This window comes from Parasynechococcus sp., from assembly GCF_042954325.1.
Lineage (GTDB): Bacteria > Cyanobacteriota > Cyanobacteriia > PCC-6307 > Cyanobiaceae > Parasynechococcus.
This window is the reverse complement of sequence record NZ_JBGKDS010000004.1, coordinates 1-18,771: the sequence shown is the minus strand read 5'-3', so window position 1 is coordinate 18,771 and position 18,771 is coordinate 1. Positions and strand designations below refer to the sequence as shown.

26 protein-coding genes and 1 pseudogene are annotated in these 18,771 nt (G+C 56.6%); 11 read left to right on the top strand and 16 right to left on the bottom strand.

Annotated features, from left to right (window positions below):
- The 5 genes and pseudogenes from ACGVKB_RS00495 to ACGVKB_RS00475 form a co-directional block, all read left to right on the top strand.
- Window positions 1–198: pseudogene (locus ACGVKB_RS00495) on the top strand (glycerol acyltransferase); the annotation flags it as partial.
- Between the two features lie 25 nt (window positions 199–223).
- On the top strand, window positions 224–733 hold the full coding sequence (locus tag ACGVKB_RS00490) for a nodulation protein NodD (RefSeq protein ID WP_392349301.1): 510 nt from the start codon (window positions 224–226) through the stop codon (window positions 731–733).
- A gap of 56 nt (window positions 734–789) precedes the next feature.
- Window positions 790–2,115 carry a flotillin family protein gene (locus tag ACGVKB_RS00485; RefSeq protein WP_392349300.1) on the top strand — a complete coding sequence of 442 codons (1,326 nt, stop codon included), beginning with the start codon at window positions 790–792 and terminating at the stop codon, window positions 2,113–2,115.
- Entirely contained in the window at window positions 2,115–3,359 is a 1,245-nt protein-coding gene (locus ACGVKB_RS00480) for a flotillin family protein (protein ID WP_392349299.1), read from the top strand. The genes ACGVKB_RS00485 and ACGVKB_RS00480 overlap by 1 nt, the downstream gene beginning before the upstream one ends.
- Before the next feature lie 107 nt (window positions 3,360–3,466).
- Window positions 3,467–3,655, top strand: coding sequence for a hypothetical protein (locus ACGVKB_RS00475; RefSeq protein ID WP_392349298.1), 189 nt, complete (start codon window positions 3,467–3,469; stop codon window positions 3,653–3,655).
- 7 nt (window positions 3,656–3,662) lie between these two features.
- Here ACGVKB_RS00475 and ACGVKB_RS00470 read toward each other — a convergent pair whose 3' ends face one another.
- Window positions 3,663–4,418: a metal ABC transporter ATP-binding protein gene (locus tag ACGVKB_RS00470; protein ID WP_392349297.1), complete on the bottom strand. Its 756-nt coding sequence runs from the start codon at window positions 4,416–4,418 to the stop codon at window positions 3,663–3,665.
- On the bottom strand, window positions 4,418–5,311 hold the full coding sequence (locus ACGVKB_RS00465; RefSeq protein ID WP_392349305.1) for a metal ABC transporter substrate-binding protein: 894 nt from the start codon (window positions 5,309–5,311) through the stop codon (window positions 4,418–4,420). Before ACGVKB_RS00465 ends, ACGVKB_RS00470 begins: the two co-directional genes overlap by 1 nt.
- Window positions 5,312–5,357: 46 nt before the next feature.
- On the opposite strand from ACGVKB_RS00465, the gene ACGVKB_RS00460 reads away from it, so the two are divergent.
- Complete coding sequence (locus ACGVKB_RS00460) at window positions 5,358–5,864, top strand: hypothetical protein (RefSeq protein ID WP_392349296.1); 507 nt, start codon at window positions 5,358–5,360, stop codon at window positions 5,862–5,864.
- 42 nt (window positions 5,865–5,906) lie between these two features.
- Window positions 5,907–6,560: an endonuclease III gene (gene nth, locus ACGVKB_RS00455; protein WP_392349304.1), complete on the top strand. Its 654-nt coding sequence runs from the start codon at window positions 5,907–5,909 to the stop codon at window positions 6,558–6,560.
- Window positions 6,561–6,566: 6 nt separating this feature from the next.
- Here nth and ACGVKB_RS00450 read toward each other — a convergent pair whose 3' ends face one another.
- Both ACGVKB_RS00450 and ACGVKB_RS00445 read right to left on the bottom strand, forming a co-directional pair.
- Window positions 6,567–6,851: a 2Fe-2S iron-sulfur cluster-binding protein gene (locus ACGVKB_RS00450; RefSeq protein ID WP_392349295.1), complete on the bottom strand. Its 285-nt coding sequence runs from the start codon at window positions 6,849–6,851 to the stop codon at window positions 6,567–6,569.
- A 53-nt stretch (window positions 6,852–6,904) separates the two neighbouring features.
- Window positions 6,905–7,537 (bottom strand): uridine kinase, encoded by a 633-nt coding sequence (locus ACGVKB_RS00445; protein ID WP_392349294.1) that lies wholly within the window; start codon window positions 7,535–7,537, stop codon window positions 6,905–6,907.
- 167 nt (window positions 7,538–7,704) lie between these two features.
- Here ACGVKB_RS00445 and ACGVKB_RS00440 point away from each other — a divergent pair, with 167 nt between their 5' ends.
- Entirely contained in the window at window positions 7,705–7,950 is a 246-nt protein-coding gene (locus ACGVKB_RS00440; protein ID WP_392349293.1) for a hypothetical protein, read from the top strand.
- A 71-nt stretch (window positions 7,951–8,021) separates the two neighbouring features.
- Here the strand turns inward: ACGVKB_RS00440 and ACGVKB_RS00435 are convergent, their stop codons facing one another.
- From ACGVKB_RS00435 to purS, 3 genes are read right to left on the bottom strand one after another with little or no spacing between them, the layout of a single operon-like run.
- Window positions 8,022–8,990, bottom strand: a complete 969-nt coding sequence (locus ACGVKB_RS00435) for an LD-carboxypeptidase (RefSeq protein ID WP_392349292.1) — start codon at window positions 8,988–8,990, stop codon at window positions 8,022–8,024.
- The gene (gene purQ, locus ACGVKB_RS00430; RefSeq protein WP_392349291.1) at window positions 8,990–9,643 is read right to left on the bottom strand and encodes a phosphoribosylformylglycinamidine synthase subunit PurQ; all 654 of its coding nucleotides are present in this window, start codon (window positions 9,641–9,643) and stop codon (window positions 8,990–8,992) included. The genes ACGVKB_RS00435 and purQ overlap by 1 nt, the downstream gene beginning before the upstream one ends.
- Window positions 9,643–9,894 carry a phosphoribosylformylglycinamidine synthase subunit PurS gene (purS, locus tag ACGVKB_RS00425; protein ID WP_392349290.1) on the bottom strand — a complete coding sequence of 84 codons (252 nt, stop codon included), beginning with the start codon at window positions 9,892–9,894 and terminating at the stop codon, window positions 9,643–9,645. The genes purQ and purS overlap by 1 nt, the downstream gene beginning before the upstream one ends.
- Window positions 9,895–10,007: 113 nt before the next feature.
- Between purS and ACGVKB_RS00420 the strand changes: the two genes are divergently transcribed.
- Together ACGVKB_RS00420 and ACGVKB_RS00415 are read left to right on the top strand one after the other, a co-directional pair.
- Window positions 10,008–10,325, top strand: a complete 318-nt coding sequence (locus ACGVKB_RS00420) for a hypothetical protein (RefSeq protein WP_392349289.1) — start codon at window positions 10,008–10,010, stop codon at window positions 10,323–10,325.
- Between the two features lie 41 nt (window positions 10,326–10,366).
- Window positions 10,367–10,681, top strand: a complete 315-nt coding sequence (locus tag ACGVKB_RS00415; protein WP_392349288.1) for a hypothetical protein — start codon at window positions 10,367–10,369, stop codon at window positions 10,679–10,681.
- Here ACGVKB_RS00415 and ACGVKB_RS00410 read toward each other — a convergent pair.
- The gene (locus ACGVKB_RS00410; RefSeq protein WP_392349287.1) at window positions 10,645–11,664 is read right to left on the bottom strand and encodes a mechanosensitive ion channel family protein; all 1,020 of its coding nucleotides are present in this window, start codon (window positions 11,662–11,664) and stop codon (window positions 10,645–10,647) included. The genes ACGVKB_RS00415 and ACGVKB_RS00410 overlap by 37 nt on opposite strands.
- Window positions 11,665–11,694: 30 nt before the next feature.
- A complete protein-coding gene (locus ACGVKB_RS00405) occupies window positions 11,695–12,351 on the bottom strand; it encodes a DUF938 domain-containing protein (RefSeq protein WP_392349286.1) in 657 nt (218 codons plus the stop codon).
- Between the two features lie 101 nt (window positions 12,352–12,452).
- Between ACGVKB_RS00405 and ACGVKB_RS00400 the strand changes: the two genes are divergently transcribed.
- Entirely contained in the window at window positions 12,453–12,686 is a 234-nt protein-coding gene (locus ACGVKB_RS00400; protein ID WP_392349285.1) for a hypothetical protein, read from the top strand.
- 1,010 nt (window positions 12,687–13,696) lie between these two features.
- Here the strand turns inward: ACGVKB_RS00400 and ACGVKB_RS00395 are convergent.
- The 7 genes from ACGVKB_RS00395 to ACGVKB_RS00365 all read right to left on the bottom strand — a co-directional run bounded on the left by ACGVKB_RS00395 (window position 13,697) and on the right by ACGVKB_RS00365 (window position 18,627).
- Complete coding sequence (locus tag ACGVKB_RS00395) at window positions 13,697–13,930, bottom strand: hypothetical protein (RefSeq protein ID WP_392349284.1); 234 nt, start codon at window positions 13,928–13,930, stop codon at window positions 13,697–13,699.
- A 67-nt stretch (window positions 13,931–13,997) separates the two neighbouring features.
- Window positions 13,998–14,315, bottom strand: a complete 318-nt coding sequence (locus ACGVKB_RS00390) for a hypothetical protein (RefSeq protein WP_392349283.1) — start codon at window positions 14,313–14,315, stop codon at window positions 13,998–14,000.
- A 108-nt stretch (window positions 14,316–14,423) separates the two neighbouring features.
- Window positions 14,424–14,600, bottom strand: coding sequence for a hypothetical protein (locus ACGVKB_RS00385; protein WP_392349282.1), 177 nt, complete (start codon window positions 14,598–14,600; stop codon window positions 14,424–14,426).
- 238 nt (window positions 14,601–14,838) lie between these two features.
- Entirely contained in the window at window positions 14,839–15,411 is a 573-nt protein-coding gene (locus ACGVKB_RS00380; RefSeq protein WP_392349281.1) for a L,D-transpeptidase family protein, read from the bottom strand.
- A 156-nt stretch (window positions 15,412–15,567) separates the two neighbouring features.
- The gene (ppk2, locus tag ACGVKB_RS00375) at window positions 15,568–16,461 is read right to left on the bottom strand and encodes a polyphosphate kinase 2 (RefSeq protein WP_392349303.1); all 894 of its coding nucleotides are present in this window, start codon (window positions 16,459–16,461) and stop codon (window positions 15,568–15,570) included.
- Window positions 16,462–16,610: 149 nt separating this feature from the next.
- Window positions 16,611–17,939, bottom strand: coding sequence for an ATP-binding protein (locus tag ACGVKB_RS00370; protein ID WP_392349280.1), 1,329 nt, complete (start codon window positions 17,937–17,939; stop codon window positions 16,611–16,613).
- Complete coding sequence (locus ACGVKB_RS00365) at window positions 17,914–18,627, bottom strand: response regulator (RefSeq protein WP_392349302.1); 714 nt, start codon at window positions 18,625–18,627, stop codon at window positions 17,914–17,916. The genes ACGVKB_RS00370 and ACGVKB_RS00365 overlap by 26 nt, the downstream gene beginning before the upstream one ends.
- Between the last annotated feature and the right edge of the window lie 144 nt (window positions 18,628–18,771).

Genomic DNA, 18,771 nt, shown 5'->3' with positions numbered 1-18,771 from the left:
GATGCGATCAGCTGGCTGGAAGATCGGCCGATTCAAAGCCAACCCTCCCTCGGCCCCCAACGGGTGGAGCTCAGCGTTGGCGACGCTCTTCCCGTGATGGAGCATCTGCGTCACTACCAACGCAACCGCAGACAAGCCGTCGCTGGCCTGACCGAACAGCTGCAACAGTCCCTTCAGGGGCTGATGGAACCACAATGAGTCAGACCACCAAGGGTTAATTGTCATGCTGCTGACCTATCTGTTCTCCTTGCTGGCGGGTGGGGTCTTGATTGCGATCTCACTGGCCGGCGACAGCAGCAGTGATGGCTTCGAAGGTGACGGAGAAGGCGGCAACCTCACCCTGCTGTTCAGCACCTCGTTCTGGTCCTTTGGGATGAGCGGCTTTGGGCTCTGCGGCGTCCTCATCACCGTGTTCAGCGGCAATGGAGCAGGCTTTGGATCGATTGCACTCGCAGCCCTGACGGGCATCGGGTTGGGGATGGCGGCTGCCAAGACCCTTCAAGTGATCGGACGCCGAACCGCTGACAGCTCAATCCGCAGCGATGATCTGGCCGGACAACAGGGGGTTGTCACCCTGCGCGTGGAACCCGATCAACGGGGCTTTGTGGAGATCAACGTGCGCGGCAGCCTGATCCGACGACCGGCGATCAGCAGTGGTCAATCCCTCGCCAAGGGAACACCCGTGGTGATCCTCAGGGCCAATGAACACACCGTAGAAGTGGAGCAAGTCTGAATATCTCGGCGACCGCAGGCCAACGTCGCTAAAGAACGGGAAAGGCCGATGAGGCGATGACCCAACCACTGCTGCAGATGCAGCCATCTGTTCCATCGGGATTTCCCGCACAACGCAACAACACAAGCTCAACCATCTTCGGAGTCACCTCCGTTGTTTTCATTGCTCTGGTGATGCTGACCTTGATCAGCCGCTGGATGATCAGGATCTGCCGACCCCACGAGATGCTCGTGGTCACCGGGTCCCAATCGAATCAAGGCTCTCAGGGCGTCAAGGGTTATCGGGTTGTGGCCAATGGGGGCTGGACATTTGTCAAACCCATCCTGGAGACGGCACGTCGCATGGATGTCACGCTGCTGCCGGTGTTGGTGGAGGTCAACAACGCCTATTCCAATGGCGGAACACCACTGAATATCCAGGCGATTGCCAATGTGAAGGTCAGCACAGATCCAGAGGTGCGGAATAACGCCATCGAGCGTTTTCTGGGACGTGACCCCAAGGAAATTGTGCAAGTTGCCAAGGAAAATCTTGAGGGCAATCTGCGCAGTGTGCTGGCACAGCTCACTCCAGAGCAGGTGAATGAAGACCGTCTCCGCTTTGCCGAACGCATTGCCGACGATGTGGGAGAAGACCTGCGTCGCCTGGGCATGCAACTGGACACTCTCAAAATCCAGAGTGTCTCTGACGATGTTGATTACTTGAATTCGATCAGCCGCCGTCGGGTGGCACAGATCGTGCGCGATGCAGAAATTGCCGAAGCGGAAGCCATCGGTCAGGCGGAGCGCAAAGAAGCGGAGATGGAGGAAATTGCCGAGGTGGTGCGGACGGAGGCCGAAACAGTTGTGCTTGAAAAGGACAACGACGTGCGCACCCAAGTGGCTCTGATGGAAAAGAAGGCGCGCTCCGAAGAGGAACGCACGGGCGCCGCAGAGCTGGAAGCCCAAGCCAAGGCTGAACAGCAGCTCCAGAAAGTTCGCGCAGAGCTGGAACGACTCAGACTGAAAGCTGAACAAATCCTGCCGGCCCAGGCGAGCCAAAAAGCCAAAGAACTCAAAGCACGAGGCCAGGCAGCGGCAACGGCAGAAGATGTCAAAGCCAGTGCCTTGGTGAATGATCTCTTGACCAAGGTCTGGGAAGACGCCGGCAGCACAGCTGAACTCGTCTTCCTCCTCCAACAGATCGAAATGGTGTTGGCCCAAGCCACCCGTTTACCCGGTCAGATCAAGCTTGGACATGTCACGGCCCTCGATGGCAACGACGCCAAGAGCTTGGCGGGTCTTGTGGCTCTCAATCATGTCGTCGTCCGGCAATTCTTCGAGCAGGTGAAGGAGATCCTTGGGATTGATCTGCTCGGCACCCTATCCGCTAAAGGAGACAAGTAATGGCCTTTGCATTTCTGATCAGCGTCGGTGGAGGGATCTGGGCCTTCATCACACTTTTGCGAAAGCTGTACTTCATCTGCCAGCCAAGCGAAGTTTTGATTTTTGCTGGTTTGCGCCATCGAACGGCGGCTGGGGCAACCGTGGGCTATCGCACCGTTCGTGGTGGAAGTTCGGTGCGAATCCCCGTCCTTGAAGAGGTGATGCGGCTGGACCTCAGCAACATGATCATCGATCTGCGTGTGGAGAACGCATATTCGAAAGGAGGGATTCCACTGAATGTCTCGGGTGTGGCCAACATCAAGATCTCCGGCGATGAACCGGGCATTCACAACGCCATCGAACGCCTGATTGGCAAAAGCCAGGATCAGATTCGCCACATCGCCAAGGAGACACTCGAAGGGAATCTGCGGGGCGTGATGGCGAGCCTCACCCCAGAACAGCTCAATGAGGACAAGATCACCTTTGCCAGGACACTGTTGGAAGAAGCTGAGGATGACCTGCAAAAACTGGGACTGGTTCTGGACACACTGCAAATCCAGAACATTTCCGATGATGTGCGCTATTTGGATTCCATTGGCCGCAAACAGCTGGTTGAACTGAAACGCGATTCACGCATCGCTGAGGCAGAAGCCACATCACAATCAGCCGTGAAGCAAGCCGAAAACTCGCGCATCACCGAGCTGCGACGCCTCGATAAAGAGCTGGCCATCGCCACCGCCAATGCTGAGAAGCGCATCAAAGATGCCCTGACCCGCCGCAATGCCGTCGTGGCAGAAGTGGAGGCGAAGATTGGCGCAGAGCTGGCCCGTGCCCAGGCCGAACTTCCCGTTCAGGAGGAACGGATTAAGCAGGTGATGCAACAACTGGAAGCCGATGTGATCGCCCCCGCTGAATCCCTCTGTCAAACCATGATGGCCGAGGCCAAGGGTGAGGCAGCAACGATTGTTGAGCAGGGGCGATCCCAGGCCGAAGGTCTCAGTGACCTTGTTGAATCACTCAAACGGTCCGGCGACGACGCCAAACGCCTGTTTCTGCTTCAAAAACTGGAACCCCTTCTGACCATGTTGAGTGAGACGGTTCAACCCGTCACCGTGGAAGAGGTCACTCTGATCGGAGAGCGCGACGGACAAAGCAATCTCTCACTGGCAACACTGCTTCGACAGTTGCAAGACAGCACGGGAATACGTCTGTTGCAACAACCGGATGCATCAGCAGCTGCTGACTCACCCGTTCAAGGCGATTGAATACAGCTGTCAGGTCGTTTATGTTGTTTGAACGTTGATCCAGGATCGTCCTGGATGCAGGTCGATTCGGCGCCATGCAACGGGGGCCCGAGCTCTGCAGGAACGTCATGAACGTCCTTTCACTGATTCAGTCCCGCCAACGCCGGGCTGAACGACTGGCGTCAGCTCGCCAGATGTTGGCCCGCGGGCCGGAAGCCTCGGATTACACCTCTGCGCATCTTTCACCGACGTTGATCAAGCGTGCGGCGATCGATCCCTTCAGCATGGCCAGTGTCACTGAAAACTGGGGCTGCTGATTGTTGTCTAGTCCGAGTCGTGATCCGAACTCGGGCCCGTCAATAAATCAGGGGACAAACCTCCGAAGGTCAACGCCAGATTCTCTGGGGTGAACACTTCGGAGGTTTCTCCATAGGCCAACACAGTCTTGTTGATCAGAACAACTAGATCGCAAAAATCACGCACATGGCTGAGGTCATGGGTGGAGATCAGAATTGTTCGACCTTCTTCCCGAAATTGCATGAACAGCTGAGCCATCACCTTCTCGGTGCGCACATCCACGCCATTGAACGGTTCATCGAGCAGCAAGACGCTGGCCCGCTGGGCGATGGCACGCGCCAGGAAGGCACGCTTGCGCTGGCCACCCGAGAGGGTTCCAATCGGGCGTGAGCGCATCGCCAGAAGATCGACGCGCTCCAAGGCATCGCGGACCGCGACCCGATCCGAGTTACGGGGCACCCGAAACAGATTCATGGAGCCGTACCGGCCCATCATCACCACATCCCAGACCGATACAGGGAATTGACTGTCAATACTTTCGCTCTGGGGCACATAGGCAACCATCTGATGACGCTGCGCAACACCCACGCTCTGACCATTGATTCGGATCCGTCCTCTGGACGGTCGGACAAAACCGGTCAAGGCCTTGAACAGCGTGGATTTGCCGGCGCCATTCATGCCGACCAGACCACAAATGCAACCCTCGGGAAGTTTCAGGCTGGCGTCATACAGCGCCACTGTGCCGTTGTAATCAACGCAGAGCTGCTCGGCTTCGATTCGCATCAGCCTTGACTCCCGTCGGAGGAGAGACCCTCTCGGATCAGTTTCACATTGTGCCGTTGTAGATCCAGCAACGTGGCAGCAGGCCCGTCAGATTTTGATAAGGAATCAACATAGAAGGTGCCGCCAAACCGGGCGCCGGAGGCCGCCGCCACTTGACGTTGGGCTTTATCACTCACCGTGCTTTCACAAAACACCGTTGGAACCCTGCGGGTCCGCACCGTGTCGATCAAACGTGCCATCCGCTTGGGTGTGATCTCAGATTCAGCATTCACAGGCCAGAGATAGGCCTCCTCAAGGCCGTAGTCATGGGCGAGATAACTGAAGGCCCCTTCACAACTCACCAACACCCTGTGCTCGTCGGGGATCGAAGCCAAGTCTTCGCGGAGCTCATCATCGAGATCCTGCAGCTGACGGCGGTACTCCCTGGCATTGGCGGAGAACTGATCGGCACCCTCAGGATCCAGGGCAATGAACGCCTGCTCCAGTCGATCCACGTAGAGCATGGCCCGTTGAGGTGACATCCAAGCGTGTGGATTGGGCTTTCCGGCATAGGCATCCTCGGAAATCAACAGAGGATCCATGCCATCGGACAGGGTCAACGTTGGAATCTCGCCAGCCGCCGCGGTGAAACGGCGAGCCCAAAGCTCAAGACCCAGACCATTTTCAACAATCAAGGCGGCGCCAATGGCCCTTTGGACGTCGCTGGGAGTCGGCTGATAACCGTGAATCTCCGAGCCCTGTTTCACGATGGAGCGGACCTCAAGCCTGTCGCCAGCAACGGTGCTGGCCATATCAGCCAACACGGTGAACGTCGTCAAAACAACGGGACGACCGGATGATCCCCCCACAGGCACCGTGGACCGACATCCCGCCACCAGGCCAACGCTGGCCAGTAGCGCCAGACTGACAACTCGGGTCAATGAACCACGGAGACAGGCCTTGAGTCGTTCCAATGCCACCGGTGACTTCCTGCAGTTCATCATCGGCGGTTGTCTGTTCGGTGCAGGAGGATTTTTACTCTCAAATCAGGTGATGGTGCACTCAGCGATGGGCTTGCACCAGCGCGGTGGTTGGCTCGGCGGCTGGCAGGGCATCCCCTTGGGAACACCGGGGATGGGCCTGCTGATGATTCCACTGGGCATCGGGGTCTGTCTCCTGTTCGCCGAGACCTGGACACGGATGGCCAACCTGCTGATTTGGGCATCCTTGGCCGCATTGCTGGTGGGCGTGCTCAACAGCGTGAGAATCAGCTTCCGACCGACAACCCTCTGGCAGCTGGGGGTGTACATCGTGATGATCGCCGCCGGCGGGGGGTTGATGTTCCGGGGGTTGCGGCAGAGCAACGATGGGCCGAAGGAGGCATCGAGCGCAGACCGGGATTCGGAGGCGCTGCGGCAGGAGATTGAAGCGCTACGCCAAGAGATCAGACGCAACGACCGTCGCTAGAACTGCAGCAGCTTGAATCAGCTCGGCAGGCAACGGAACGGAGTGCGCAAGAACGAACGGGCTGCATTGATCAGACAGCGACTGGAGGAGCACTATCCCCAGACGCCGATTCCACTGGATCACAGTGATCCATTCACTCTGTTGATTGCGGTTCTGCTCAGTGCCCAGTGCACCGACAAAAAAGTCAATGAGGTGACGCCAGACCTGTTTGCAGCGGGGCCAACTCCCGAGGCGATGGCCAAGCTTTCAGAGGAGAGCATCCTGGGCTTCATCCGCCAACTCGGCCTGGCCAAAACCAAGGCCAAGCACGTCAAACGCCTGTCAGAACTTCTGATTGAACGCCATCAAGGAATGGTTCCCGACAGCTTTAAGGCGTTGGAGGCGCTGCCGGGAGTGGGTCACAAAACAGCGAGTGTTGTGATGTCTCAGGCGTTCGATGTGCCGGCTTTTCCAGTCGACACTCACATTCACCGGCTGGCACAACGTTGGGGGCTGAGCAGCGGCATCAGCGTGGCGCGAACCGAATGTGATCTGAAGAGGTTGTTCCCGAAAACCTCATGGAACAAGCTGCATCTTCAGATCATTTTCTACGGCCGCGAATACTGCACAGCCCGCGGTTGTGATGGACGTGTCTGCCCGTTGTGCCGTGAGCTGTACCCGAATCGTCGTCAGCCGGTGATCACAAACAAAGCCTGAAATCGATCAGTTCAGATCGTCTTCCGCATTGCCCTTAATCGTGCAGTCGCTGGTGGGGTAACTGACACAAAGGAGCGCAAAACCCTGCGACATCTGATCGTCATCCAGGAAACTCTGATCGGTCTGGTCCACCGAACCAGCCGTGAGCTTGCCTGCACAGGTCGAGCAGGCACCCGCCCGACAGGAGTAGGGGAGATCCACCCCAGCTTCCTCGGCTGCATCCAAGATGTAGACATCGTCGGCGCAGCTAAAGCTCGCGCCGCTCTCCATGGTGATCGTGAAAGACGCCATTGCTCAGAAAAGAGTTGCCCCCTTGGTAGCCGCTTCCCAACGGGGCGACACTCCTATGCGTGGGAATCAGAGCGCAGGTACTCAAAGCCGCACAAATCATCAATCAAGCCTTGCAACGCGATCACACCGGAGCGTTGATCGCGGATCACCAGATCAGCACTGGCGCGCAAGGGAGCAATGAACCTCTGCTCACCGGGGAGCATTTCCGTCAACATTTGACGGATCACATAGCCCAACGGACGCCGTCTCTGAACAACATCACGACGGAGCCGGCGAATCAACCGCAGCAGCACGTTGGCATCGAGATAGACAAGAGCGCTGACAACCCTTGGTTCCACGAGAGCCTGGGGGCCATAGGCCCCCTCCAGAACAATCACGTCATAGGCCTGCGGAACCGGCTGACGGCTCACCCGGCGCAAGCGCATGTCGTAAGCCCGCCGGTCAACACACCGACGCTGCCGCAGACGCTCGAGCTCATCGAGGAGCGCTGGGGTTTCGATCGCCTCGACCGTGTCGTAGCCGTAGCGAGGATCCGGGATCCAATCCTGGCGGTAGTAGTCATCGCAGGAGAGCCGCAACACAAGCCTGCCTTCGCTGGACAGCCGTTGCTGCAGGGCTGCCACCAATGTGGTCTTACCGGCGGCTGACGGGCCGGCAACGCAGATCACAGGAACCGGAGAAACCATGGGGCCATGGTCGCAAGACCGGGGTCATGAACTTTGATCAACCCATGGCGCTTCCGTAGCCGTTGATACAGAAATCAATTACAGTCGAAGGACGTTGAGCTCCACCAGGAGCTGCAGTCAGACCCGCGTCAAGCAACGGGGGCGCGGGCGCTGAGAGAAGTTGTTCCATGAACACCCTTCAACGAATCAAAGAGCGCACCACACGGTCCAGAGCTCTGGAAGTTGCACGTCTGCAGATGGCCAAAGCCTTCCGCAACGCCGACTACACCGATGCGACTCACACACCCACAGGGCAGCGCCGCAAGCCTCAACTTCGCTACCGGGGCATTGCATACACGCCTGTCAGCAACGACCAAGTGGCCACCAAAGGCCGCGAACTCCGTTATCGCGGAGCGATCTACGGCGTGTATTGACGCTTCAAGATCCAGACACCAACCAGCGCGCAAGGGGAGCACAGGCTCCCCTTTTTGCTGTCAGCTCAGCCTTAATTCAGCAAAGTGAGCAGGCCGTAGCGCCCATCCAGCCGCGCCTGTCGACCAAGGGGGAGAGCCATGTTGGGTCGACCATGGCCCACAGGGAGATCCAGTACCAGCGGACAACCCAAATCACCAAGTCGGTTTTCGAGGATTTCCGCCATCGAAAAATCACCCGGCTCCACCTCACCGCGCCAACTGAAGCGACCACAGCCCACACCGGCGAGGTCCTTGAGCAACCCGGCGGAACGCCACTGGGTCAACATCCGATCGACGCGATAGGGCGCTTCGCCAACATCCTCAAGCACAAGAATGCAACCGCGCAGGTCGGGGAAATGGGGGGTCCCGATCAGATGTGTGGCCACGGTGAGATTGGTGACCACCAACGGACCAACACCCGCACCGGAGCGACAGCCAAGACCGCGCAAAGGAGCCACTGGACGGCCACTCAGTAGGTCAATGGTGCGAGCCCACTGGGCATCGTCGCTGGGAACGGTCGAACCATGCAAAGCACCTGGTAAGCCAGCCCTGTACTGAGCCAACAACAGGGAGCTTGTGTCGGAGAACCCAAGCGTCCAGAGCGATCGCTGAGGAAAACGCCAACCGGATTCCAGAACCCGTGCTCCCCCCCAACCGGCACCGACGTAGACCAAACCATCGAGGTCCGGATCGGACCAAGCGGCCTTGAGATCAGCCAGGCGATCGGCATCGGTTCCAGAAAAATATCGCCATTGGCGCTTGACGGAGGCCGGCACCTCAAGCTGCCAGCCCTGGGCGGCAAAACTACGGACCAACGGCTCAAGATCCGAGCCTGGATCCAGCCATGTTCCCGGGTTGACAGCACGAAGACGTGAGCCAGGCCTCAACGGCTTCAACGGTGGAAGGCTTTGGCCCAAGGCCGCCGTTGCCCCCAGAGAAGGGCCGAACGTCGCCACCGCAGCCGCCGCCCCTGTCAGCAGCAGCGAACGGCGACTGAGCATCAGCTGAGCAATGCCTCGAGAAGATGGCGGCCGTCCGTGCCTCCGGTGACCGGATCACAGGCACGTTCAGGGTGGGGCATCAGGCCGAGCACATTGCCTTGGGCGTTGGTCAACCCAGCAATGTCCTCAACGGACCCATTGGGATTGCTGGAGTAGCGAAGGGCAATGGAATCGTCGTCCTGGAGACGCTTCAGCGTGTCCGGCGTGCACTGATAACGGCCTTCACCATGGGCGATCGGCAAGGTGAGTTGCCCTTCAGCGCCATAACGAGACATCCAGGGGGTACGGGCACTGGAGACCGACAGCTGGGCGTCTTCGCAGATGAAATGCAGGTCGCGGTTGCGGGTGAGAGCTCCCGGGAGCAATCCCAGTTCCGTCAGCACCTGAAATCCGTTGCATATCCCCAGAACACGACCACCCTTGGCCGCAAAATCGACAAGCGACTGAAGGACAGGAGCGAAGCGGGCGATCGCACCACAGCGCAGATAATCGCCATAGCTGAAGCCACCGGGCAACACAACAGCCTCCAGACCACCGAGATCGGTTTCTTCATGCCAGACCCTGCGGGTGGGCATGCCGAGACAACCTTCTGTGGCCCAGTGCATATCCCGGTCACAGTTGGAGCCAGGAAAAACGACGACACCAATGCTCATCAGCTGTCAATCTCCAAGGACCAGTCTTCAATCACCGGGTTGGCCAACAGGCGATCGCTGAGGCGCTCCAAACGACGACGGGCTTCGGCTTCATCGGGTGCGTCCAATTCGATCTCGACGGCTTTGCCGATGCGAAGGGACGTGATGCCCTCCACATCCAGACGAGAAGCGGCCGCTCGAGCAGCTTCTCCAGCTGGATCCAGAACGGAAGGACGCAAACGCACCAGAACACGAGCTTGAAAACGCGGCACGATCTGCGGCGGAGCTAAAGGAATCCTGCCAGAGACACCACCCTGAACCTGATTCGGATCAGGTTGAAAGGAGCTCTAACGACACGGTGAGGCGACAGTGCCAGCTGGCTTTGATGCAAGCAGCCCTCGGCTGCAGCCTGCTCAGCAGTTCGATGGCAGCGCCCCTGGTGGCCTCCCAGACCACGGCTTTGCGCTGCCGCCTTGGAGATCAGCCATGGCAGTCCTGTGCGATCACCATGCATCGCAGGGGTCGGCACTGGGAATTCAATGTCGGCGATGAACGCATCGAGATTCGTCACGACGGCAGTGGTCTCATGCAGGTGCGACGATGGATGGAATCGACCTGGCAAACCGTTCAACCAACCTGGGGCGTTCAACAGACACTCTGTTGGGGTCCGATCTGCGCCAGGGGAGATCTTCCGCTTGATTAGTGGGCTCAGGTAGACAAGAACGATCAACGCGATCTGAGTTGATGTCTGTTTTCGCCCTCCGCTGCCGCCAATGCGGTGAACTGGTCGATATCCCAGGACGCTTCGGGTTCAAACTCAAAAATGCAGGGGTGGACAGCACGATCTGTCAGGGCTGTCGTCAGAAAAAATTTCTGACCGACCGTGATCGCGCCAAAGCCGACACCAACCAGCAAGAAACGGTCAGACGCCGTTGGATTCCTGTCATGGCAGGAACCATCGCCGCCATTGCGATCGCAACGGGGCTCATCATCCAGCGTCAATCCATGCCGCAACCACCGCCTCAGGACACCTCATCCGAAGCAGATTTTTCGAGGTAGAGCGTCTGACTTGGGAAGGCAAATTCGATTCCACGATCGGAAAACGTTTGCATGATTTCAAGGTTGATATTTTGCTGCGCATTTAAAGCAATGCCGTAATCCCTTGTATCGATGTAGTAAACAATTTCAAAGTTCAGGCTGCTGTCGGCAAACTCAACAAAATGACAACGATCGAACCGAACATGGTCCTCGGAAGAAATAATCGACTCAATCATTGATGGGATCTCACGCATGAGGCCAACGCCCGTCGAATAGGTGACGCCAATGCGATAGATCATTCTGCGTTGGGCCATATCGGCAAAGTTGGCAATCTCTGAGTTTGTCAACATTGTGTTATTCATCACAATGACCTCTCCGCGAAGATTTCGCAGATGTGTTGACCGCACACCAATCTTTTCAACGGTGGCCCACACCGATCCAACGTTGATAAATTGACCAACACGAAAAGGCTTATCCAGCAGGATCATCACGTAGGCGAAGAGCTCACTCAGGGGCTCCTTGAGTGCAAATGCCAAGCCAAATCCAGCACCACCGATGGCCGTAAACACAGCCGTCATTGGAACTCCAAACCTCTGCAAACAGATCAAACCGCCCAGAAGCCAAACAACGGAGCGCAGCAGAGGCATCGCCGATGCCAACAACATCTGCATGTCGTCATCAGCGGTTCGACGGGCAAGTCCCTTCAGGAAACGCCCGGTAATCGCATTGACAAGACGGACCCCTAAAACAACAAAAACAACGGAGGTGAACACATCGACACCCGTCAATGCCTTGGCTGGTAGCCCAAGATCTTGAGCCGCCACGGCAACAGCAAAAGTCACGCCAGCCGGCAGAACAAACTCCGATAAGGACTTAAAAAGAAAGTCGTCAAAATCCGAATTCGTCCGACGGGTCAGTCGCGGAAGGATTCGGGTAAAGCTGAAATAAAGAGCAAACGTAACAACTGCGATTACAGCGACTTCAATCCAAATTGACGAATTCATGAGCCTTCATGCCTTGAGTGGATCCTCGCATCAATGGCCAGGGGAGCCCGAGGGGCTGTCATCCATTCCAAACACAAGGGTCAGATTGTTCGCAGGCATGGCTTGAACAGCCTGAAGGCACCAACCAGCGCTCTGGCCACACGCCTGCACCCATTCCAAATCCCGCACACCCCAGGCCGGATTGCGTTGACGCAGCGAAGCATCAAAGGCGGCATTGCTTTCACTGGTGTGGGTGCCATCGCGCATGAACGGCCCGTAGACGATCAAAACCGACTCAGGGATCGACAGCTCCGCCGCACCCAAAAACAGTTGCTCCGTGCAAGCTCTAGGCGCGATGTGGAGGAGATTGATGCAGACAAACGCGTCAAAATGACGGGGGCCTAGGGACGAAGCAAACCAGGGGCGCTGCTGGACATCCAGGGCCAAGGCAGACGGCATCGTTGGCAAAAGTGAGCGGTGCGCTCGCCAGGCATCAATGCTGCGGCAATGGGCTGGTTCAGGGTCGGAGGCTTGCCAGGTCAAGGAAGGGAAGCGCTGCTGAAACGCCACCGCATGCTCGCCACTACCACTGGCGAGCTCCAGAACTGATCCCGCATGCGGCAGGACCTGCTGCAACACAGCAGCAAGGGGGGCTTCATTGCGCTGGGTCGCCGGAAAAAACAGGCGGCCATCGTCAACGGGTTCCATTACAACGCCATCAAGATGAAAACCAGATCAGAAAATGGTTGCCATTCACACAACAACCCCACGGTTGCTGCAGCTGAATAGAACCATCTCGAAGAGTAGTCATGGACGAACCTGGAAGCCTCGACTGTCGAATGGTCATTGATGCGAAGCGTTCGGTCGAGCAAGCGCTCGGCATCCTTTCAGGGATGCCGCATACCGATCACATCCAACGGCAGCTTCGATCGGTCTACAGCCAGCTTGAAGGCATGCATGATCTCAAGCGTGCTGGCGGCTCAGGAGTGTCCTTTCGCTCCGCGGACTGGTGTTCAAAAACGCTGGATGCTGTTGAGTCTTAACGATCGCTCGAGCTGACATCTCCGACTCAGATCATGCCTGGGCCTGGATCATGCACAACCCAGAATCGGGTCAAGGACCCATCCAGCTTGAATCGAGGGCATCATCACGGCCGGACAAACCGGGCGCTGTTGATCTCAGCCCTCGACCCCTCAGACTTCTTTGACTAAGGATTGAGTTGTGGTGAAATACATCCAACCAATCCCAGACTTGATGGTTGTGACGAGCAGGGATTTTTCGAGGGCGAAGATAACAAACACCTCAGCGATCTGATCATCATCAGCACATCAGGAGTAGCGATCAATCGCTCAGGCTGCTTGCCGTAACACTCGAACGATATCCACTCAATCTGTCAAAGTGGCAATCAAGCGGGCATTCAGCATGCTAGAGAGGATAAACACCAGGCCACGTCATGCATAACTTCAGCCTCAGAGTTCAAATCTTATTGACTCTATTTGCAATATCCATTGCTTTGGCCTTCCTCGACATCCCGAGACCGCTGATCCTGTTGAACTATGCCGCAATGATTCAATTCTGGCTCATGAGCCAACCACCCAACAAACGTGATCGAAGAAGAAGGAAAGAGGAGGGTCATCTAGCCCATTGACGAAGCCTCAAACCCAACGCGGTCGGCATCAGAATCCATCGAGACGAACTCCATCAACACAAGGATCACAAACGTCAGAGCAGCCAAAACCCTTTAAAACACGATCGGCGCAACAAACGAAGCAAGACATGGCTCCCATCAGCTCGTCGACGACGACACGATGGCAACAAAGGAGCCGCGATCAGCCCTGGAACGATATGACGATGAAACAGTGGGTGACAGCGTGTCACGTCCAAAGAAAGCCCCCCAATTAAACTCACGGGAGCTCAGGAACGATCGATGTTTGAAAACGATCGACGGCCCGCTTGGATGAACTGGCTTTTTCTTGCCATGTTCATTTGGTCCTCATGGCAATTGGCCGGATTTTGGATCAATCAGCTTCATGGATGAGCCAGGCCTGGTAACTCAAGTCACCCCAGTGAGGCGAAGCGTCCCCCAGAGATCGAACACACAGAAAATCAGACCGATCACAATCAAGTCCCAAGCGCGGTGACGCAACGCCCATGGGGCGAGAAACAGCTCCGCAATCCCATGGAGAGCTGTGCCGATGGCAATGTGCTCGAGAACGAGGAGTCCATGCGCCAGCAGAAACAGCGCACTGGCGACCCAGCGCATCAAGACCTGCCAGGAGCTCTGCAACTCTCGAGACGATCAGAGGGACGTCGACCCTAGACGTTCTTCCAGGGAGACTCAAGGCAACACAGCATCAGCAGTGCTCAAAAACCCCAATCCCATGGGATTCCACAGCACGCTGGGCATTCATCCGCCTGAGATACTCCGCATCAGCCTCTTTCAGCGCTTGCTCATCATCCTGAAAGCAACAGCGGTAAAGAAGGTTTTCCACGCGGTCCACCGATAAGTTCTGATCGGCGACCTCCTGCCAGGTTCGCCTGGTGAGCTCAGCATCCGCCAGTTGGAACTGAGCCCTGACGAGTGATTGAACCAACGCAAACAAGCGTTCCTGCTCACGGGATGCCGGTGACTGATAGGTCAGTCGCGTCAAAAGAGTCGTGAGAAGGGTCATCGGAACAAATCAACATCAGCCCAACATCTCAATCTTGGGCAGTCAGCTGGCCTCCGCCAAGTACAAGTCGATACAAAAACAAAAACTCTTAACCGAATCGAGGCGACATCAAACGATGGCAGCAAATACAATCAAAGAACTGAGAGCATCCACCATGGCAGTCATCACCACCGTGGTACTTGTTGCCTGTTGCTTGATGTTAGTCAAACTCTTACCTGGCATCGATCCATAACCCAGAGTGATATCAAGCCAGCACCATTCCATGGCGACAAAGCGACAATTCATCGCCACAGCACTCGTGTTGGCATCGTGGACACTGATCAGCTCTGCTGTTCAGAAGCCAGCCTGGGCAGGGGTGGCATCGGCAGAGGGGCCAACCGAAGCGTTTGCCAAAGCGCAGGTCCAACGGCAGCTGCCGAAACACATCACACAACCTCAATTTGAGTGCAAAGAAAAAGATGTTGGCTTCAGTAGCCGCTGGCGCTGCACTGCACGCTGGGACCAATGAATCAAATGCAGCGTATCAGGGCGTGCAGGGGCCGTCCGAGCTGATCACAACTTCATCACCGATCTTTACGGTGCTGAGAATCATTGACAAGCTCATATTGTTGACATTAATACAACCGCCAGTCACTTTACGGCCGATCCTTTCCTCATTGTTAGTGCCATGGATCGCGAAGCTATACCAGCGAAATGTGCCTGCATAGTCGTTGAATTCAAATGGTTGATCCGTCTCAGGAATGGGGGCCAGGCTGATATAGCCACCGCCATACTCCCCACGTTCGCCATCACCATCAAAATCAATTGAATTCATATTGCTGAACAACTCCTCCCGGAGCATTTCCTCATTTTTCCCAGACAACCGCACCAAAGCGGGGTCCATCTCAAAGCGGTCAGCCGTCAGAACAGCATTGACACGAAAACGACCCAAGGGGGTCCAACCTTCCTGAAATCGTGTTCCTTCACAGGCAATCCCATATTTGCCGTAGCCCACCTCAAAGCGATTGATCGTCCCATTCACCGTCAGAGTGCCAATACTCTTCTCAGGATGATCCGAATCAAGCTCAATTCGAATCGGCTGCTTCGAACTCGCCACCGTCTCGACAGCCCGTTGGTCAGATCCTCCGACCAGACCACAGGCTGACAACAAACAACACGCCATTGCTAGGACAAGCCGTCCGGCAAACGTCATCGGAACACACCTGGATGTGGACACATCATGGCGATAGACAACAAGCCAGCAAAAATCGTTTCAGTGGTTGATGTAGGGATAACGATTAGGGACAAAAAACTGTTCATTGAACGGTGGCCTCTTGTAATCCCCCTGCCCTGGTCGTTTTGGCATCTCAATCGGTGGCGGAGTCATGTCTTCCCAAGGGACCTTGCTGACAATGTGATGCAGGCAATTCAAGCGAGCGCGACGTTTGTCATCAGCCTCGACGGTGAACCAGGGTGCATCGGGGATATGGGTCTTGGAAAACATGATGTCCTTGGCTTTTGAGTAGTCAACCCAGCGATTTCTCGATTCAATATCCATCGGGCTTAATTTCCAGCGACGCTCCTCAGAATCAATCCGATCTTGAAACCGCTTTTCCTGCTCCTCGTCATTAATGGAAAACCAGTACTTCAACAATAAAATTCCATCTTGAACAATCATTCGCTCAAATTGAGGGCAAGCAACATAGAACCGATCAACCTGCTCGGGCGTTGCGAATCCCATCACGCGCTCAACCCCAGCGCGGTTATACCAACTGCGATCAAAGACAACGATTTCTCCAGCACTGGGAAAATGTTCGACATAACGCTGGAAGTACCACTGGGTCTTCTGAAGATCAGATGGTGTACCCAAAGCAACGACACGACAACCACGGGGATTTAACGGTTCGGTCAGCCGCTTGATCACGCCCCCCTTACCCGCCGCATCACGACCTTCGAACAGGATGATCATCCTGTAGCCCGTTGCTTTCACCCAGTACTGCATTTTCACCAGCTGGGACTGAAGTTTGGCCAACTCCTTTTCGTAAAGCTTCTTCGGAAGTTTGGGTTGGTCGTCTTCCCCCGGCTGGAGATTGGCAAGTTTCTCCTGCGGACGTTCTAAATCGGTACCCACAAACAAAGGATGCGTGTCATCGAGCACGGCTGGCATCTGCTCGGAAACGGCTCGCTGGGGATCGTTGCGGCTGCGATCTGCTTTTTTAACCGACGCGTTGTTGCCCTTCTGATGTTTTCCCATTGTTTACCGGCGAGCCACCATGGATGTCTTATGGCCGAAAATGCCTCCTGAACAGAAATCACTCAGGAAGTCTGCGTATTTCCAGGCAGAACGATGACAACGGCGAAATGTCCTGGAGCGTCAGGCCCCCGTTGTTGTGCATGGGCAATCGTCAAATGTCCACCGTGACGTTGCACCACATGGTTCACGATGGCCAAACCAAGACCGCAATGACCGGACTGACCACGGGCTGGATCCAGACGCTGAAACGGCTGAAGAGCCTTGCTCCAATCGTCCTGGCTCAGCCCAGACCCCTGATCCCACAGTTCCAACCTCACATCAGCACCCTGCTGGCGTAATCGCACCACCACAGGACGCTCGCCATAACTGAAGGCGTTATCAATCAGGTTGCTCACCGCTCGGCCCAAGGCGACTGGGCGAACCTCAGCGGTGATGGGACTCAAATCGAGCTGAAGGGAATCCCGTGGATACGAGGCCACCACCTCAGCCAACCACTGGTCCAATGGACAGCTAATCAATGGCTCACTGCTGCCACCCCCCGCATACAACAGGAATTGATCGGTGATCCGTTCCAGGGCATCGAGGTCCCCATCCCAACCCTGACTGTCGGTTTCAGACAGGTTCTGCAGCGAGAGTCGAAAACGCAGGCGGGTCAACGGTGCCCGCAGATCATGGGCAATGCCAGCGAGCATGGTGTTCCGCTCGCGTTGGTTATCGGCCAAGCGCTTCACCATGGCATTGAAGCGATGCGAAACCCTTTGCACCACAGGTGCACCCTCGGCCGGCACCACTCCGGGGTCAGCACTTTGTCCATCGCCAACGGCCGACAAGGCACGCTCTAAACGTCGCAAGGGTCGCTCAACCTCAACGGCAAGAATCAGGCCCGCTGTGGTGAGTGCAGCAGCAACGCCAGCCATGCCCAACAACATCGGTTGAGGTGGCCAACCGTGGCTGCGCGGTAATGGTGCCCGTAACCAGACCGGTTCGAGCGGAGAAATCACTTCGATCCAAACCGCCGGGTCCCGTTGATCAGCGGGCAGAAGCGCAGGACATTCCTTGAGCCTGCTGCATAGGGCATTCGCCAAAACCTGTTGATGCTCGAGCTGGACCGCCGAAGGGGTTGTCTTCACCGCCGGTCGGTCGACCACAACGAGATCCAATCCCGTGAGGTCTTGGATTAAGGACGGGGGATAGCGCTCCAACGTGAGCTCCGTCAATCGCACCTGCAACGCCAGTTCCCGTCCAAGCCTCAGCACTTGGAGACGATCCACCTGTCGGCCAAACAAGCTCTGCAGCAACAGCAGCAGCACAGCCCAGCTGCCCAGCAGAACAGCGGTCCAGCCCAGGAAACGCAGGGCTCCGGCTTCAGTCCTTGTCGCGGGGCTTTCCATCGGGAACAAAGACATAGCCGTACCCCCACACGGTTTGGATGAAGCGCGGTCGTGCCGGGTCGGGCTCCACCAACTTGCGCAACCTGGACACCTGAACATCCATGCTCCGGCTATCGGTCTCGCTGCCAGGTCCCCTCGCCAGTTCGATCAAACGCTCCCGTGACAGCGGACGTTGGGGATGCTGAAGAAAAGCCGCCAACAAACTGAATTCACCACTGGTGATCACGACCGGTTCTCCGGATCGCATCAGCGTTCTCGTCGCGAGGTTGAGGCTGTTCTCACCGAATTGCACGTCACCCCCATCCACCACAGGGGTTCCGGCCGGAACACTGGTGCGACGCCGCAACACCGCATCGATGCGCGCCGACAACTCCCGCGGCAGAAACGGTTTACCCAGATAGTCATCGGCACCCTGCTCCAAACCGATGATCCGATCGACACCATCGGCGCGGGCGGTCAACATCACCACCGGCAGATCATCACCGGCATCACGCAAGCGACGCAGGGCCGTGAGTCCATCGTCGCCCGGCATCATCAAATCGAGGACCAACAAATCAGGGCGTTGAAATTCCAGGCGTGCTTCCAGCTGCTTGACATCACAGAGGCAACGCACGTCATAGCCCTGATCAATCAAATAAGTCCCCACCATCTTGCGTAGTTCAGGATCGTCATCCACCACCCAGACCATCGATGGACTTGTGGAGACCGCATTCACAGGCCAACGGGGTTGGGAGGACAGGCTCATCCTTGCGGCAGCGACCGACCCGTTCAAGCCAACGGTTGGAGGAAGTCACAACCGAATGTGACTCTGGCCAGACCTAAGCTCCAATCG